Here is a 15758-nt window from a genome sequence, read left to right as displayed (position 1 = left end):
TGAGTCAAGTCAACGACAGCACTTTAATATCCCTAAACCCAATATCTTCACCGGCAACTGTAATTTAAGATGACTTTTTTTAATCCTGAGATGCTCTTCTTTCGCAGAAAAACATCTGCGTTCGAAATTCAAGATACGCCCGGACTGTGGCGAATCAATTGGCAGTTGGGTAAGGCAATTATTCATTCAACGTTTTACACGCGCCACGACCAGGCCTGCTTGTTGTGGGGATTCATTTCTGCCCTCATATTTATGATGGTGCAGTTTGTTTCGATTAATTGGACAATTCAAACTCTTGTTTCCTCTGCCCTTAGCATGTTAGGCATCGTCGGCATGGTGAGATTAACTCGCTATTTCACCACCGCCGAGCGGCTCGGTTGGGTGCTGTATAGTTGGGTTGGCTTAATCGGGGTAGGATTGCTGCTCACGAATCTGGGTGTCTTTCTGCGATGGGGCGCTATGCTGACGCAAGTCTGCGAACTGTGGCTAGGACTCAGTGCCGTGGGATACTTGTGTACAGGATTGGGAATGCGATCGCGCACCTTTTTGTTAGCAAGCGCCATTCATCTGGTTGCCATTGTGGGACTGCCGCTTGCTGGCATCTGGAAACCGCTCACAACAGGAATTATCATCAGCGTTACCGTGATCCTCATTGCCGAACTCCAATGGGATACCCACGGCGTTTGTGGTCACAATGACTCTTTACCATCGGCTGAGGCCACCCAATCATGACAGACACTTACTCCGGCTATACCTGCAATCTTGGCAACGGTCAGCAGCTCCTGGTTGAAAACAGAGGGCAGCAAACTACTATTACCGTGAGCAGCCAATCGGTTGGTCAGCAGCAGAGCCAGGGATCTGGCCTGAACACGGGAGCCTGGTCTGCCCCTCCTACACTATTTCAGACCCCATCCGGTCTTGTGCTGCGGTTGGAGTCGGCAGAAGGATCATCGTTTGTGCAATTACAGGGCAACCACATTCAGTCGTTGTCGCGATCGCCCTCACTGACGCAGGCCGAAGTCGTCCCATTACGTTCCCTTGCGGCTGAAGAGAGGCCATCTGCTGCAACTCGCCAGAAACCAATGGAGCCAATGAAGCCTTTAGAACCGATGAAGATGGGCAACATGGAAATGCAGATGAACCCAATGCAAATGCGGATGGGCGATATGGAAATGCGAATGGGTGATACCTCTTCAGCTCAAACTGAGGCAAACGCTTCTGCTAAACGGTTTTGCTCCCAGTGTGGGCAATCGGTCGAGGTGGGCGATCGCTTTTGCGCCTATTGCGGCCACCAGTTAACTCACTAACCAGAAGGCTGGAGCCGGGGAACCTGGGGCGTTGAGTGCTGCTCATTCGAGCACGGTTTGGACTATTAATTGGACGATTAATTGGTAGGTGGAGTTGAGTGACGCAACCCCACTGCCGCAGAGTAGCCGCAATGCTTAGAATCCTAAAGCTCAGGGGCGATCGAACTCGCTTCAATCGAAGCTGTGACGGCATCAGACGGCTGCACGTAAACAAACAAATTGGGCACCAACCTACCGCTATTGCGCTCGACTTTTACTAACTGAGTTGATTGGATAATGTACCGCTCTGCAATTTCATTGAGGGAGCTAAACAACATTTGACCCGACTCATCTACCGCCAGCCCTGAACGCACAAACCCCAACAGGTTAGGCTCTACCACCAGCACACGGTCTTCTACCACTGGTTTGATAAAATAATTGCTTCCGATTTCGCCAGCCCCATTAGCAGGGATACTAAGACTCGCCATAACCAATAGGGTAAAACTGACGGCGATCGCTACAACGGGCGCTAACACTTTTGTTTTAATCACGACGACGGTCAATCTAACCTTCAGAAAACGGTACCCCTAAAGCTTAACGCAGCATAAAGATTTGTAAAGAAACAATCCGGTTGCGAGCGGGGATAGGTGTGTTGTTTCCTCAAGAAATTGTGCGAAACCGTTACATCTTTTGGCACAGGAGAAATGCTGAATCGCTTACCACATCTCAATTTGACGCGGCTTTACCGCTTATGTCATGTCTCAATCGGGCGTTAAATCTTCTTGCAAGTCTCGCCCACCTCTGGTCTGGCTGCGCTTGAATAGATCCACAGCCGAGCAGACACGGGACTTTCAGCTAGAGCCGGAGTATTAAGGCTGATGAAGCTAAGTCCAGAGACTACATCGAGCCTGTAGCGCCAAGTTAAACAGTTAAATCAATATTGTGGTTATGAATCGGTATTCCCAACTGACGCACCTGATCTTAGATTTTTATCGTGAAGACTACGCTGAGTTGCAGCAGTTAAGACCATTGAAATTGGCAAAGGTCTATCGCCGTTGGGGAATGTTGCGAATCAACTGCCCGGATTCACAAACCGTGAATGCTTTGGTGGGCGCATTCGAGCTATTAAAAGAGCCAGTCGCGCAGTTGCGACTAGCTCAAAACATCAGCTTTTTCGTGAACGGGACTCTGTTTATGTCGTTGCCTGTTGGTTCTCGTAAGCTGGTTTCTTGAGAACTATCAGGTCATAGCAAGCACCCAATTACTTAGACGCGGTTTCCCGCACCTTGTAAGACGACTCTAGCGTGTCGCGCTGCTGCTCTTGTTGTCCAAACATTGATGCGCTGAGCCACCCTGAGAGGAGTGCATCAATGGAGAATAGACCGGCACCGTTGACGGTAAAGAAGAGGAAGCAGGATGCATACAGCATCGATAATTCTAGATAGGGGATGCTAAACCCTGCCACTTTGATGTGGTGATACATGGCGACCAGCATAGTGCTGAGCAACCCGGCGGCAGCAGGTCGGGTAAACAACCCCAATGCCAGCAACGGTGCGCCGAGCAGTTCTGTGTAAGCGGCAACGTAGCTAAAGAAAATGGGGAACGGTAAACCAATGACCGAGACATAGGCTTGGGCAAAGCTTTCGATATCCGCTAGTTTGTCCAGGCCGTTGTGAATCATCACCAGACCCGCAACGACGCGGAGAACGGTCCAGGCTGACTGAGACGTGTAACTGGGTGCTAAGGATGGGCGTAAGACCGCAGATAGCACCGCAGCCAGGCGTTGAGTGATATGCATGGGATTGGTAAAAGTATGTAATGCTGTGCTTCTATTAAGTAATATAACAAGTATTAATTATTGTAACCAGGTAATCTGATACCAATGAACCAGATCAAATAAGCTCAGGGGCGATCGCCCCTGAGCTATTCTTTTTTGTTCCTTATTTTGACGACTCGCCCTGCTAAACGGTGCCGCTGAGCCGGGTGAATGGTAGCGTCCTACACTTTGGTAAAGCTCATCCGGCTGAGGAAAGTTCTCAAGCGATCGCTTTTAGGAGAGGTCAACACCTGGCGGGCAGGGCCTTCTTCTTCTACACAGCCTTTGTTGAGAAATAAAACGCGATGGGCGACTTCACGGGCAAACTGCATTTCGTGGGTGACAACCACCATCGTCATGCCCTCTTCTGCCAATTGCTGCATCACGGTCAGCACTTCCCCCACCAGCTCTGGGTCAAGCGCGCTCGTCGGCTCATCAAACAGCAGAATTTTGGGCTTCATGCACAGCGATCGGGCGATCGCGACTCGCTGCTTTTGGCCTCCAGAAAGCTGCTCTGGATAAGCATCTGCCTTTTCCGACAATCCAACCTTGTCTAGATAGAACCGAGCGGTACGTGAACTCTCTTTAGCAGACTGCTTTAAAACCTTACGCGGAGACAGCGTTAAATTGTCGAGTACCGACATATGGGGAAACAGGTTGAACTGCTGAAACACCATACCCACATCTGCCCGGAGCCGACGCAGTTGGGAAATGCCCATGTTGGGTTTCGACAAATCCATGCCGTTTACCGTCAACCGTCCGCCGTTGATTGTTTCTAAGCGGTTGATGCAGCGTAGTAGCGTACTTTTACCGCAGCCAGAAGAACCAATAATGGCGACGACTTCACCCTCGTTGATACAGCCATCAATGCCATTGAGTACCCGCAAAGGACCAAAACTTTTTTCAACTTGCTCAAAAATAATCGCAGGCACGGCATCACTCATATCCGGCATCCTGAAGAATCATGTATCGTTTTTATAAGCTCAACAACACGACTGTAGTGAGTCAGTCTAATGATCATAGTAGTGCTAGCATACTCCTCCAACACGATAGAGTGTATTGCTACACAAAGGCATCGTTCAAAATCTGTAGAATGAGCAGATTGTGAACCTGATGCGGTGCCACAACGAATTTGTTTGTTTGTTTGTCAGCCCAGGTTCAGCCCCCACTCTACCGATGACATCTCAACAAGCAACACTTGGCAGCAGGCGTTTCACCTGTAGTTGTCGTGTTTTTACCTGTTTTTGAAACACCTCAAGCACGGTCTGAAATTGAAGTTAAACCCCAACCGAGGGGAAAGAGTGAGGTATGGCTAAATTAACCCGTTCTCGATTTTTACGGCAGATGCTACTGGGGGTACTCAGTTGTGTCTGTGTTGTTACATTTGCCGCTTGTGGTGCTAACCAGGGCGGCTCACCAACGGCTACTGGTGGTGAAGGAACGACCGGAGCAGAAACAACCACTCTAAGAGTGGCGACTGAACCTGCGTTTCCTCCGTTTGAGTCTCAAGGCTCTGGGGGGGAACTCGAAGGGTTTGATATTGATTTAATGAATGCGATCGGTGAAGCGGCTGGCTTTACGGTGCAATTCCAAAGCCTTCCTTTTGATGGCATTATTCCAGCTCTCCAGTCTGGAACGGTTGATGCTGCCATCAGTGCCATGACGATTACGGCTGAGCGGGCACAAACGGTCGATTTCTCCCGCCCTTACTTCAAAGCCGGATTGGCGATCGCGGTTCAAGAGTCTGATACGGAAGTTACCTCCTTTGATGACTTACAGAACAAGCGAATTGCAGTTCAAATTGGGACAACAGGTGCAGCCGAAGCTGCCAAGATTGAAGGGGCTCAAATTCGTACCTTTGACTCTGCGCCGCTGGCGCTGCAAGAATTAGCCAATGGCAATGTTGATGCCGTTATTAACGATGCACCCGTCACGCTTTATGCGGTTCAAAGCGGTAACATCGGAGGTGTTAAAGTGATTGGTCAATTGATCACCGAAGAGTTTTATGGAATTGCGATTCCCAAAGGCTCTCCTAACGTCGAGGCGATCAACCAGGGGTTAGCCACCATCCTGGAAGACGGTACCTATAATGAACTTCACCAAAAATGGTTTGGTGAGGATGCTCCCGATTTGCCCGAAACGGCTCCCATTTAAAGTCGGCCTGGCAGTGTGGTATCCACAACGAGCAGCAGGCGATCGAGGTATGAGTCTGTGACCGTTATTGCCCTGATTCATTGTTTAATCATGGTTGAAGCGGGTGCAGCTCATGCCTTGGGGCGAACAGTCGGCAACTCATTGAGCGGACGATTATTCGCTCCAGCGCCTTTCCCTTATTCTCATCCTTTAAGCTTTGCTTGTATGAATTAAGCCGCGATCGCTCTTTTCATATCCTCATCTTTCTAAACCTATCTATGGCTTCCTCATTACAAATTGTCCTTGATGCCTTACCCAATCTGCTCCTGGGTGCCCTTGTCACCTTACAACTGACTGCTTTCTCGGTATTGTTAGGCATGTTGGCTGGCTCATTAATTAGCATTGCGCGTCTATCGCCTGCCCGCCCAGTTAGATGGGCCGCCAGAGCTTATATTGATTTCTTTCGCGGCACCCCTCTGCTTGTGCAGATTTTTATCATTTATTTTGGAATTCCTGCCCTCACCAACGGCTTAGGATTTCGGATTGCATTAAGCCAATTAGTGGCAGCGGTCGTTGCCTTGAGCCTGAATAGTGCCGCCTATATTGCCGAAATCATGCGAGGGGGCATTCAGTCAATTGAACCGGGACAATGGGAAGCGTCTCAATCGTTAGGACTGGGTCCCACCCAAACCATGCGATACATCGTCTTTCCGCAGGCGTTACGACGAATGATTCCACCGTTGGGGAATGAATTTATTACCTTGCTGAAAGATACCAGTTTGGTGGCTGTTATTGGCTTCGAAGAACTGTTTCGGCGGGGACAGTTGGTGGTGGCGCAAAACTATCGCACGTTTGAAATTTATGTGGCGGTTGCCATTGTTTACCTGGTGCTCAACATCCTCTCGTCGCAGCTATTTGGCTTGCTGGAATGGTGGCTAAACCCCGTTACACGAGCCAACCGCAAAGCTCGGAAGCAAGTGGCCAGTCTCTCTACAGAATGAATCTACAGAATAAGGGGCTGTGAGGAGATGAGGCCAGCCGACAAGGCGGGGGCGATCGCCTCCCACTTACAGCCATTTCCATTTGCATTCACCACACCCCACACCCCACACCCATCCTGGCGAGACTGTGGCTGACTCGATTGAGAACTGCTGTAAGACGCACTGGTGGATGAGGTCGGCTGGCTCAACGCATTGTGCATTTCTGTGCATTATTGTGCATTACAGTTGCGTGCAATAGTCTCGTACAATGATTTTTATCGCTGGATAGACCGTTATCGCTTGACAATTCATGACTCATTCTCAAGACGTTGCCACCCTGGCTCGTTGGATGGCAGCAGACTTCAGTAATCAATCTCAAGCCTTTGAGAATCCTCCTTTTTTTGCTCACATTCGCGTTTGTATGCGCCCGCTGCCGTTAGACTTGCTCTCTGGCATTAGTCTCTATGTTGAGCAGGCGTATGATTACATGCTGAACGATCCGTATCGTGTGCGGGTACTTAAGCTGATTCCCGAAGCCAATCACATAGCCATTGAAAACTATTTGGTGGATGGAGAAGAAGCGTTTTATGGCGCTTCACGGGAAACGGCACGGCTGCAAACCCTCAAGGCAGAGCAACTGAAGAAACTGCCGGGGTGCAACATGATCGTCGAGTGGACTGGAAAAAGCTTTAAAGGGCATGTGGAACCGGGAAAGGCTTGCATGGTGGTGCGTAAAGGGCAAACGACCTATCTCGACAGTGAATTTGAAATCGACGATCGCCAGTTTATCAGTCACGATCGCGGACGCGACCCCGCTACCGACGAACATGTTTGGGGAGCCTTGGCGGGTCCCTTTGAGTTTGTTCGCTGGCAAACCTTTGCTGATGAGGTCATGACTTAGCGCTAACAGGCGACCCTACAGGCTGGTTATTGCCCCAAATACAACACACCCGATCGCAATACACACAATCAGCGGCAGCTCTTTAAAATTTGCCACCACCACCGCACTGCTGGCTGCGATCGCGGCCAGCGTTTGTTGTCCGGTGTCACTCAAGTTGAAGGCACTGCCCACAGCCATAACCAGAATCACTGCAAACGGCAAATAGTCTAACCAGCGAAAATTGACATATTGAGGCGCAATCCACACCCCTGCACTTCGCATCAGGAAAGTGCCAATGCCGCCCCAAAAAATCACCCATCCAATGCTACTCATGGTTTTGTACCGCCAGACTGTTTTTCCTGAGAAAGCAGAGAGGCGATCGCCGCTACTGCCAGAATGGAAAGCAGAACGCCCGTTGCGCCCCAGGGCTGGGTTAACAGCACCAGCGCAATGCCAACTCCCAAAGCAATCATGATTTCGCGGCTCCAGTGCTGTTTAAGGCTATTGCACAACAAACACAGAAATAGAGCAGGTAGCGCAAACGCCAACCACTGTTCGGGTAGCTGAACTCCCAGCCAACCGCCCAGCCCGGTTCCTATGACCCAGGCCGCCCAACAGCACAGGTGCATTCCCAGGTAGTAAGCAAAGGAATGGGTTTCTTCAGACAGTTCCAGGGCAAACGTTTCATCTACAATGCCGTGCGAGAGAATGAACTGCTTCACTTTGCCAAACGGCCTGTAATTTTTTTGAGCCGCCAAACTCATGGGAATATGACGCAGGTTGATAATGAGGATGGTTAGAACAATGCTCACGGCTGACAAATCCTGCCGAACCGCTTCGATTGCCGCAAATTGGGATGCTCCGGCAAAGACCCAAACCGACATACCCATGGCTGCCAGTTGAGACACACCCGTCTGGGCGGCGATCGCCCCAAAACTCATGGCGATTGGGAAAAACCCAACCACAATTCCCGTAGCGCGAAGACTGCCCCGCCAAAATTCCGGCACTGATTGCATGACGACCCTTGAGAAATGCCATCCTTTAATTTAAGAGACAGTTGCCAGGTCAGTCTTGAACGTTCTTGCTCTTTTGATATTGCCCCGGAGTCACGCCCCACATGCGCTTAAACTGCCGTGTCAGGTGGCTTTGATCTGCGAACCCCACCAGATGCGCCACCTGCGAAATGGGATACTCTAGCGCCAGCAACCGTTTTGCTTGCGTTAACCGAATTTGGTTGAGATAGCAGTGCGGCGGCAAGCCCACCTGACGACGGAACGATCGCAACAAATAAAATGGGCTAAGATTGGCGATCGCCGCCAGTTGGTCTAGCGACACGTTCTCAGCGTAATGGGCTTCTAGATAGGCTCGAATTTGCTGCACCGCGCAGGGTTCAGAACCGACAGGTTGCAGCCTGACCCGCAGCTCGGCATGGCGAGCAATTAACTGCGTGAGCGTCCACAGCAGCCGCGAGTCGTGCTCTAAGGCTGGGGCAGACCTAGCCAGCGATCGATGCAGTTGCACCATTAACTCGGTTAGCCACGGATCGTAAACAACTGGCTGGGTAAAGAAGGGAAGCGCGTGCGGCGGTTGGCTAATCTCTTGAACGGCTTGCTGCAACAAACATATATCTGGATAAAACATGCTGTATGTCCAGCCGGCCTCGGTTGCGGCGTGTCCGGTGTGCATCTCTCCAGGATTAATCAACACAATGTGGCTGGCCGGAGCAACATGGTTACTGCCCCGATAGGCAAATGCTTCTGCCCCCTGCTGAATGACGCCGATCGCATAGGTATCGTGGGCATGGCGCGTAAAACAGTGCGTTATATACGTTGCTTGCAGCAACTCCAAATTTGCCATTTCTGGCACTCGCCAAAAGCTCACCTGTTCCCGCATCATGGCTCTGCCACCTCCTGATGTGCCTATTATGCAAAACGTTTTAGAAAACGTTTGACAAAACAATAAGTTACCCGCAGAATAGAGATCGCGCCTTTTGAGGGACTGTAGTTCAATTGGTTAGAGCACCGCCCTGTCACGGCGGAAGTTGCGGGTTCGAGCCCCGTCAGTCCCGTTTTACATCAATAGTTGACGATCGCCCTTTCAGGCAAACGATTTTTCGTCAGAGCCGGATGGCAGTACGAGTCCTTGAGCGGTTGAGGGCAAATTCAGCAACGCCCGATTTTGCGCCACTCGTTTTCATTAGAACCATCGCACACCTGATTATTCATTGGATTTAGTTACTTCTCCTCTCCTTTGGAAGACGCAGAAATCCATTGCGAACTGTTACAAGGCATTAAGGGACGGGATGAACGCTGAACTGAAACGGCGATCGCCCCCCTAACCTATGCACTTGAAGGAAAAAGTAGACGATATGAGCCAAATTACTGGGAAGAGCATCATCATTACGGGTGCCAGTAGTGGAATTGGTGAGGCAACTGCCAGAATGTTGGCAGAGCGGGGCGCAAAGCTGATGTTGGCTGCCCGCCGCGAGGAACGGTTAGAAAAACTGGCTTCAGAAATCAAATCTGCCGGAGGCACTGCCAGCTACAAAACGGTGGATGTGACACAGCATAGCCAGGTTGAGGCACTGGCTCAATCTACCTTAGAGCAATATGGCAAAATTGACGTTTTAATCAACAATGCTGGCATTATGCCGCTGTCGAAGCTAGAGCAACTCAAAGTCGAAGAGTGGGAGCGCACCATCGATATCAACATCAAGGGTGTGCTGTATGGTATTGCTGCCGTGCTGCCGCACATGCAAAAAGCGCAGAGCGGCCACATTATTAATCTTTCGTCCGTGGCAGGGCACCGGGTGTTTCCTGGCAGTGCGGTGTATTGCGGTACTAAGTTTGCCGTTCGCGCCATTTCGGAAGGGTTCCGGCAGGAAGTGGGCGAACACATTCGCAGCACCATCATTTCTCCAGGAGCCGTTGCTACAGAGTTGACCAACTCCATTAGCGACCCACAGGCGGCCCAGAACATCGGTGAAGTTTACAAAATAGCAATTCAACCGGAAGCCATTGCCCAGGCGATCGCCTACGCATTGGAGCAGCCTAAAGAAGTGGATGTTAATGAAATCCTGCTTCGTCCAACCGCTCAAGAACTTTAGTTAGAGCGTTCTTGAACATCCGCTAAAGCATCGCTACCCTTGAGCTTGAAGGCAGAACACCTAAGAGGATGCTTTAAAGCTGATTGCCACTCGAACCGCCCCCTTCTCTGGCTTGCTGCAAGTGCTAATCCCCCAATTCTGGCAGGGCTAATTAAAAGTCAGCAGAGAACCGTTCACGCCAGGATAGTTCCGTGCAGCGCTCCAGAAGACGGCTTGAACCGTGGCAAACATGCTGCATTCGCCTCCTAATTCCCAAAATTGGGGACTTCCGAGTCATCTGTTTCTCCCCCAGAATGGCAGGCTTAGCACCTGCGGCAAGCCAGAAAAGAAGGCGAATGCAGCACATTTGATACTTCTAAAACATCCTCTAAGGGTGGCGATGATCTGGTAAAATGCTTCGAGCTACTTCAACCGTCGCTGTGCTGGTACGGTTTGGGGGACTGTAGTTCAATTGGTTAGAGCACCGCCCTGTCACGGCGGAAGTTGCGGGTTCGAACCCCGTCAGTCCCGTTCTAAAAACACCACAACCCCAGAAATAGCAGCATCGGTATAGATGCCGCGCATCTCGGTTGGTATCGTTACCGTTACGATAAGATGACGATGTTGGAGGTGCGTTGTTGCTTCCCTCTATTCCTCTTCTCATCACTAATTTCAGTTATGTCTGTTCGCGTTCGAATTGCTCCTAGCCCTACCGGAAATCTGCACATCGGCACGGCTCGAACGGCTGTGTTTAACTGGCTGTTTGCGCGTCATCATGGCGGTCAGTTCATTTTACGAATTGAGGATACCGATCTGGAGCGATCGCGCCCCGAATTTACCCAAAACATTCTGGATGGCCTGACCTGGCTGGGGTTGAATTGGGACGAGGGGCCATTCTTTCAAACCAAGCGAATGGATCTGTACCAGCAGGCCATCCGAACCCTGCTTGACAACGGTCTGGCTTACCGTTGTTATACCTCCGAAGCCGAACTGGACGAAATGCGAGCCGCGCAAGAAGCCAGAGGGCAGGCACCCCGCTACGATAACCGCCACCGCCACCTAACGCCCGACCAGGAAGCGGCCTTTCAAGCAGAAGGGCGGCTGCCTGTGATTCGCTTCAAAATTGAGGACGGTCGAGAAATTGCCTGGAAGGATATGGTGCGGGGCACCGTGAGCTGGCGTGGCAGCGATCTGGGTGGTGATATGGTGATTGCCCGTCGCGCCCCGGCTGATGAGATTGGTCAGCCCCTCTACAACTTTGTGGTGGTGGTAGACGACGTTGATATGAACATCACCCATGTGATTCGGGGTGAAGACCATGTTGCAAATACGGCTAAACAAATTTTGCTGTACGAAGCGCTAGGCGCAGCCGTACCAGAATTTGCCCATACCCCGTTGATTTTGAGTCCTGCTGGCAAGAAACTGTCGAAGCGTGATGGGGTTACCTCCATCTCCGACTTTCGCAAAATGGGTTACGTGGCCGATGCGTTGGGCAACTACATGACGCTACTCGGCTGGTCGCCACCGGATTCCACTCAAGAGCGGTTTACCCTGGCCGAAGCGGCAGAGCAGTTTAGCTTCGATCGCGTCACCAAGGCTGGAGCAAAATTCGACTGGGATAAGTTGAACTGGCTCAACAGCCAATACTTGCACGATATCCCAGCCGATCGCCTCACCGACCTGCTGATTCCCTATTGGCAAAACGCAGGCTACGAGTTTGATCCGGGCGATCGCCCCTGGCTAGAGCAGCTTGCAGCTTTAATTGGCGCTAGCCTGGTGCGTTTGGAGGATGCGGTGGAGATGAGCCGTTATCTGTTTATCGTCGATGTCGGATTTAGCGATACGGCAACGGCTCAACTGCAACAAGACGGAACGGCGGCAGCGCTGCAAAGCATTTTAGACTCACTCGCGTCGACTCAAACGCTGACGGCAGATGAGGCGCAGACCATGATTAAAACCGCAGTCAGCACTGCCAGCGTTAAAAAGGGGTTAGTGATGCGATCGCTGCGTGCAGCCCTGACGGGTGACATGCAGGGGCCCGATTTAATTCAATCCTGGCTGTTGCTCAACCAGCACCAGATCGATCAACGTCGTTTGCAACAGGCATTGGCGATCGCAAAATAGCGCCGTTAGTTTGCTGCCGACGGGCATCGTTAGAGGATGTTTGAAAAGTAGCAAATGTCCTGCATTCGCCCCCTAAATCCCCCAATTCTGGCTTCGACGTGAGCGCTCAGCCGAATGGGGACTTTGAACGAGAATCGGCTCGAAAGTCCCCCATGTTGGGGGATTTAGGGGGCGGTTCGAGTGACGTTCAGCACGTTTCAAACATCCTCTTAGGCCGAGGGTTAGGCAAATATTAGGCAAATAGTCAGGCAGACGGTTAGGCAGACGGTTAGGCAGATGTTCAAACGACCGATTGGGCTTCAACGTTGTTGATACGGGGGAACTCTAGCGATCGCCCTGCCGTCGTTGCTGGTTCAGGTCATTTTTGTTACATACCCTAACCTGGCAGGGTAGCGGTCGATCGCCGTTTTTGAAACGCTAAAACCTGTTAACACAAGTTGCCAACCGTTGTACAGTCAGTTTTACTGAACGGTAGTTTTGTGTTGAAATACCATCTTTGCCAGATTTTTGCCAGACTTCTTATTCCCTAATCGATCCGTCACTTAACCACACCATGCCTATCAAAGGGTCAAACTTAAACCTCAAATTGCCCGTCGCTGCCGTGTTTTTGGCGATCGCCTGGTTGAATCAGGCTCCCGTTCAGGCGCAGCAATCACCGGCTCCATTACTCTCAATTTTTGAAAACGTCACGCTTAGTCCAAATTTTTCCCCCGACCCCACCACCATCCGAGGCATTAGTGGTGGCTCTCGACCCGCCAGCGAAATTTCAGGTCGTGCCGAAACCGCTACAGGCCCTTGTTCTGGGTTTGTTGATGCCGAACCTGACCACACGATGGTGTTAACCGAGTTCTTCGATTACCTCAGTCTGGCGGTGCAAAGCCCCGAAGACACCACGCTGGTGGTGCGGGGGCCAGGCGGCAGTTGGTGCAACGACGATTATGACGGCAAAAATCCAGGGATTGCAGGACAGTGGTTGTCAGGTACCTATGAGATTTGGGTCGGTTCCTACCAGGAAGACAAATACCATCCTTACATCGTCCGCATCACTGAAGCGGAATAAGCAACCCGCAACGATTCCGATTCCCGGTTTTTCAAAAATCTGGGGATCGGAATGCAGGCGGGTGTGGTTCAAAGGGATGCGATCGCCCACCTTTGAGCCATTTTAAGGATTCTGGTTAACCAGGCACCTCATTTGTTTCACTGTCTTGAGCCTGGGAAACAACCAGCAATCCACGAAAAATCAACGGGTTCACTCAAGTCTTGCTAATGACTAGTTGCCCGTTTTTCCACAATTAAGTTAAATTTGATTAAGATTCACTCTCATTATTGAGCCAGTGAGCGTATCGAACAGGTGAGTTAGCCACCGCGCTAGCTCCTGATTCACTTTTGTAAGCCTTACACTGAGGCTATATAGAGTTTAATTTCGCGACGTTCAGAAATCTGATTTAGGCAACAACTTTCTTTGCCCTAGTGGATTTGACAACCGTATCTGTATTTAGAGGCTAGCTATGAAACTTTCCTGGAGAGTTATCCTTCTCTGGACATTGCCAGCCCTTGTCATCGGGTTTTTCTTCTGGCAAGGTGCATTTTCCACCTCTCCGATGAACATGGGTAACAATACTGCCAGCACGCGCATGACCTATGGTCGCTTTTTGGACTATCTCGACAAAGGACGAGTCCAGAGTGTTGACCTGTTTGATGGTGGCAGAACCGCGATCGTAGAGGCAGTTGACCCAGAGCTAGACAATCGTGTTCAACGGCTACGGGTTGACCTACCCGGCAATGCACCTGAGCTAATCTCCAGGCTAAGGGGCGACAACGTTAACTTCGATGTGCATCCACCCCGTAACGATGGTGCAATTTGGGGGTTGCTTGGTAACTTAATCTTCCCTGTATTGTTGATTGGTGGATTGTTCTTCTTGTTCCGCCGCTCGAGCAATGTTCCGGGTGGGCCAGGTCAGGCGATGAACTTTGGCAAGTCCAAAGCTCGCTTCTCGATGGAAGCCAAAACGGGCGTCATGTTCGATGATGTGGCTGGCATTGAAGAAGCCAAAGAAGAATTGCAGGAAGTCGTTACCTTCCTTAAAAAGCCAGAGCGCTTCACTGCGGTGGGTGCCAAAATTCCCAAAGGGGTGCTGCTAATTGGCCCGCCCGGAACCGGGAAAACCCTTCTGGCCAAGGCGATCGCCGGAGAAGCAGGTGTCCCCTTCTTCAGCATCTCCGGTTCAGAATTTGTGGAAATGTTTGTTGGGGTCGGTGCTTCCCGTGTGCGCGACCTGTTCAAGAAGGCGAAAGAGAATGCCCCCTGCATCATCTTCATTGATGAGATTGACGCGGTAGGACGGCAACGGGGTGCGGGGATTGGCGGCGGAAATGATGAGCGTGAGCAGACGCTTAACCAGCTTCTGACCGAGATGGACGGGTTTGAGGGCAACACAGGCATCATCATCATTGCGGCAACGAACCGTCCTGATGTGTTGGATTCTGCCCTGCTGCGTCCCGGTCGCTTTGACCGTCAGGTGCAGGTCGATCCACCCGATATTAAAGGTCGGTTGGAAGTTCTCCAGGTTCATGCTCGGAACAAGAAGCTGGCTCCAGAGGTTTCGTTGGATGCGATCGCCCGCCGCACACCGGGCTTTACCGGAGCGGATTTGGCTAACCTACTCAACGAAGCCGCGATTCTCACCGCTCGTCGCCGCAAAGAAGGCATTACCATGCTGGAAATTGACGATGCGGTCGATCGGGTGGTGGCCGGAATGGAAGGAACCCCCCTGGTGGACAGCAAGAGCAAGCGCCTGATTGCTTACCACGAACTGGGACATGCGATTATTGGTACCCTGGTGAAGAATCACGATCCAGTTCAGAAAGTGACGCTAATTCCCAGAGGCCAAGCTCAAGGTTTAACCTGGTTTACCCCTGCCGAAGACCAGGGTTTGATTTCTCGCGCCCAAATTTTAGCCCGGATTACGGGTGCTTTGGGAGGTCGTGCCGCTGAGCAAGTTATCTTTGGCGATGCCGAAGTGACGACTGGAGCCGGAAACGACTTACAGCAAGTAACCAACATGGCGCGGCAGATGGTAACGCGCTTTGGCATGTCCGATTTAGGACCGCTCTCGCTAGAGAGCCAGCAAGGTGAGGTGTTCCTGGGGCGCGATTGGATGACCCGTTCGGAATACTCTGAGGAAATCGCTTCTCGGATTGATGCTCAGGTTCGCACCATTGTTGAGCATTGCTATGACGACGCTTGCCGCATTATGCGCGAAAACCGCACCGTAATCGATCGCCTGGTTGACCTGCTGATTGAGAAGGAAACCATTGATGGCGAAGAGTTCCGCCAAATCGTGGCTGAATACACTGAGGTTCCTGAGAAAGAACAGTATGTGCCTCAGATCTAACCTCTAGATTGCGCCTAATATTCAGGAAAGTGGGGGTGTAGCAACCCCCATTTTTTGTT

At 51.2% G+C, this 15758-nt stretch carries 15 protein-coding genes, 2 tRNA genes and 2 pseudogenes; 12 read left to right on the top strand and 7 right to left on the bottom strand.

Annotated elements, in window-relative coordinates; genetic code table 11:
• Positions 1-69: 69 nt before the first annotated feature.
• Complete coding sequence (locus IQ268_RS10575; RefSeq protein WP_193878254.1) at positions 70-732, top strand: hypothetical protein; 663 nt, start codon at positions 70-72, stop codon at positions 730-732.
• Entirely contained in the window at positions 729-1307 is a 579-nt protein-coding gene (locus tag IQ268_RS10570; RefSeq protein WP_193878252.1) for a zinc ribbon domain-containing protein, read from the top strand. Before IQ268_RS10575 ends, IQ268_RS10570 begins: the two co-directional genes overlap by 4 nt.
• A 143-nt stretch (positions 1308-1450) precedes the next feature.
• Here the strand turns inward: IQ268_RS10570 and IQ268_RS10565 are convergent, their stop codons facing one another.
• Positions 1451-1837 (bottom strand): hypothetical protein, encoded by a 387-nt coding sequence (locus IQ268_RS10565; RefSeq protein ID WP_193878250.1) that lies wholly within the window; start codon positions 1835-1837, stop codon positions 1451-1453.
• 397 nt (positions 1838-2234) lie between these two features.
• Here IQ268_RS10565 and IQ268_RS10560 point away from each other — a divergent pair, with 397 nt between their 5' ends.
• Positions 2235-2519, top strand: a complete 285-nt coding sequence (locus tag IQ268_RS10560) for a hypothetical protein (protein WP_193878248.1) — start codon at positions 2235-2237, stop codon at positions 2517-2519.
• Positions 2520-2547: 28 nt separating this feature from the next.
• On the opposite strand, the gene IQ268_RS10555 is transcribed toward IQ268_RS10560, so the two are convergent.
• Positions 2548-3084, bottom strand: a complete 537-nt coding sequence (locus IQ268_RS10555; protein WP_193878246.1) for a DoxX family protein — start codon at positions 3082-3084, stop codon at positions 2548-2550.
• 200 nt (positions 3085-3284) lie between these two features.
• On the bottom strand, positions 3285-4046 hold the full coding sequence (locus IQ268_RS10550; RefSeq protein ID WP_193878245.1) for an amino acid ABC transporter ATP-binding protein: 762 nt from the start codon (positions 4044-4046) through the stop codon (positions 3285-3287).
• Positions 4047-4410: 364 nt separating this feature from the next.
• On the opposite strand from IQ268_RS10550, the pseudogene IQ268_RS10545 reads away from it, so the two are divergent.
• Together IQ268_RS10545 and IQ268_RS10540 are read left to right on the top strand one after the other, a co-directional pair.
• Positions 4411-5251, top strand: a pseudogene (locus tag IQ268_RS10545) (basic amino acid ABC transporter substrate-binding protein); the annotation flags it as partial.
• A gap of 292 nt (positions 5252-5543) precedes the next feature.
• Positions 5544-6236: pseudogene (locus IQ268_RS10540) on the top strand (amino acid ABC transporter permease); the annotation flags it as partial.
• Positions 6237-6238: 2 nt separating this feature from the next.
• On the opposite strand, the gene IQ268_RS10535 reads toward IQ268_RS10540, so the two are convergent.
• The gene (locus IQ268_RS10535; protein WP_193878239.1) at positions 6239-6436 is read right to left on the bottom strand and encodes a hypothetical protein; all 198 of its coding nucleotides are present in this window, start codon (positions 6434-6436) and stop codon (positions 6239-6241) included.
• Positions 6437-6525: 89 nt separating this feature from the next.
• Between IQ268_RS10535 and IQ268_RS10530 the strand changes: the two genes are divergently transcribed.
• Positions 6526-7116, top strand: coding sequence for a chromophore lyase CpcT/CpeT (locus tag IQ268_RS10530; protein WP_193878237.1), 591 nt, complete (start codon positions 6526-6528; stop codon positions 7114-7116).
• Between the two features lie 15 nt (positions 7117-7131).
• Here the strand turns inward: IQ268_RS10530 and IQ268_RS10525 are convergent, their stop codons facing one another.
• From IQ268_RS10525 to IQ268_RS10515, 3 genes are read right to left on the bottom strand one after another with little or no spacing between them, the layout of a single operon-like run.
• Entirely contained in the window at positions 7132-7428 is a 297-nt protein-coding gene (locus tag IQ268_RS10525) for an AzlD domain-containing protein (RefSeq protein WP_193878235.1), read from the bottom strand.
• Positions 7425-8111 (bottom strand): AzlC family ABC transporter permease, encoded by a 687-nt coding sequence (locus tag IQ268_RS10520; protein ID WP_228035249.1) that lies wholly within the window; start codon positions 8109-8111, stop codon positions 7425-7427. The genes IQ268_RS10525 and IQ268_RS10520 overlap by 4 nt, the downstream gene beginning before the upstream one ends.
• 49 nt (positions 8112-8160) lie before the next feature.
• Positions 8161-8991 (bottom strand): AraC family transcriptional regulator, encoded by an 831-nt coding sequence (locus IQ268_RS10515; RefSeq protein WP_193878233.1) that lies wholly within the window; start codon positions 8989-8991, stop codon positions 8161-8163.
• Positions 8992-9089: 98 nt separating this feature from the next.
• Between IQ268_RS10515 and IQ268_RS10510 the strand changes: the two genes are divergently transcribed.
• The 6 genes from IQ268_RS10510 (at position 9090) to ftsH2 (ending at position 15699) form a co-directional block, all read left to right on the top strand.
• Positions 9090-9163: transfer RNA gene (locus IQ268_RS10510), tRNA-Asp, on the top strand.
• A 300-nt stretch (positions 9164-9463) separates the two neighbouring features.
• Positions 9464-10201, top strand: a complete 738-nt coding sequence (locus IQ268_RS10505) for an SDR family oxidoreductase (RefSeq protein WP_193878337.1) — start codon at positions 9464-9466, stop codon at positions 10199-10201.
• A gap of 436 nt (positions 10202-10637) precedes the next feature.
• Positions 10638-10711 (top strand) — tRNA-Asp (locus IQ268_RS10500).
• A 147-nt stretch (positions 10712-10858) separates the two neighbouring features.
• Positions 10859-12304, top strand: coding sequence for a glutamate--tRNA ligase (gene gltX, locus IQ268_RS10495; protein WP_193878231.1), 1446 nt, complete (start codon positions 10859-10861; stop codon positions 12302-12304).
• 553 nt (positions 12305-12857) lie between these two features.
• On the top strand, positions 12858-13364 hold the full coding sequence (locus tag IQ268_RS10490) for a hypothetical protein (RefSeq protein WP_193878229.1): 507 nt from the start codon (positions 12858-12860) through the stop codon (positions 13362-13364).
• 448 nt (positions 13365-13812) lie between these two features.
• Positions 13813-15699 carry an ATP-dependent zinc metalloprotease FtsH2 gene (gene ftsH2 / locus IQ268_RS10485; RefSeq protein ID WP_193878227.1) on the top strand — a complete coding sequence of 629 codons (1887 nt, stop codon included), beginning with the start codon at positions 13813-13815 and terminating at the stop codon, positions 15697-15699.
• Positions 15700-15758 lie beyond the last annotated feature (59 nt).

Origin of the sequence: Oculatella sp. LEGE 06141 (assembly GCF_015207605.1) — a bacterium.
In the GTDB taxonomy this organism is placed as follows: Bacteria; Cyanobacteriota; Cyanobacteriia; order Elainellales; family Elainellaceae; genus Oculatella.
Note: the sequence above shows the minus strand (reverse complement) of the source record. Positions and strands in the feature narration are given on the sequence as shown.

Bases quoted from the DNA above. Each gene is read 5' to 3' on its own strand.
- IQ268_RS10525 (WP_193878235.1), bottom strand. From the start codon at position 7,428: ATGAGTAGCATTGGATGGGTGATTTTTTGGGGCGGCATTGGCACTTTC.
- IQ268_RS10535 (WP_193878239.1), bottom strand. From the start codon at position 6,436: ATGCACAATGCGTTGAGCCAGCCGACCTCATCCACCAGTGCGTCTTAC.
- IQ268_RS10505 (WP_193878337.1), top strand. From the start codon at position 9,464: ATGAGCCAAATTACTGGGAAGAGCATCATCATTACGGGTGCCAGTAGT.
- IQ268_RS10550 (WP_193878245.1), bottom strand. From the start codon at position 4,046: ATGAGTGATGCCGTGCCTGCGATTATTTTTGAGCAAGTTGAAAAAAGT.
- IQ268_RS10555 (WP_193878246.1), bottom strand. From the start codon at position 3,084: ATGCATATCACTCAACGCCTGGCTGCGGTGCTATCTGCGGTCTTACGC.
- IQ268_RS10515 (WP_193878233.1), bottom strand. From the start codon at position 8,991: ATGATGCGGGAACAGGTGAGCTTTTGGCGAGTGCCAGAAATGGCAAAT.
- IQ268_RS10570 (WP_193878252.1), top strand. From the start codon at position 729: ATGACAGACACTTACTCCGGCTATACCTGCAATCTTGGCAACGGTCAG.
- IQ268_RS10490 (WP_193878229.1), top strand. From the start codon at position 12,858: ATGCCTATCAAAGGGTCAAACTTAAACCTCAAATTGCCCGTCGCTGCC.
- gltX (WP_193878231.1), top strand. From the start codon at position 10,859: ATGTCTGTTCGCGTTCGAATTGCTCCTAGCCCTACCGGAAATCTGCAC.
- IQ268_RS10560 (WP_193878248.1), top strand. From the start codon at position 2,235: ATGAATCGGTATTCCCAACTGACGCACCTGATCTTAGATTTTTATCGT.
- ftsH2 (WP_193878227.1), top strand. From the start codon at position 13,813: ATGAAACTTTCCTGGAGAGTTATCCTTCTCTGGACATTGCCAGCCCTT.
- IQ268_RS10530 (WP_193878237.1), top strand. From the start codon at position 6,526: ATGACTCATTCTCAAGACGTTGCCACCCTGGCTCGTTGGATGGCAGCA.
- IQ268_RS10575 (WP_193878254.1), top strand. From the start codon at position 70: ATGACTTTTTTTAATCCTGAGATGCTCTTCTTTCGCAGAAAAACATCT.
- IQ268_RS10520 (WP_228035249.1), bottom strand. From the start codon at position 8,111: ATGCAATCAGTGCCGGAATTTTGGCGGGGCAGTCTTCGCGCTACGGGA.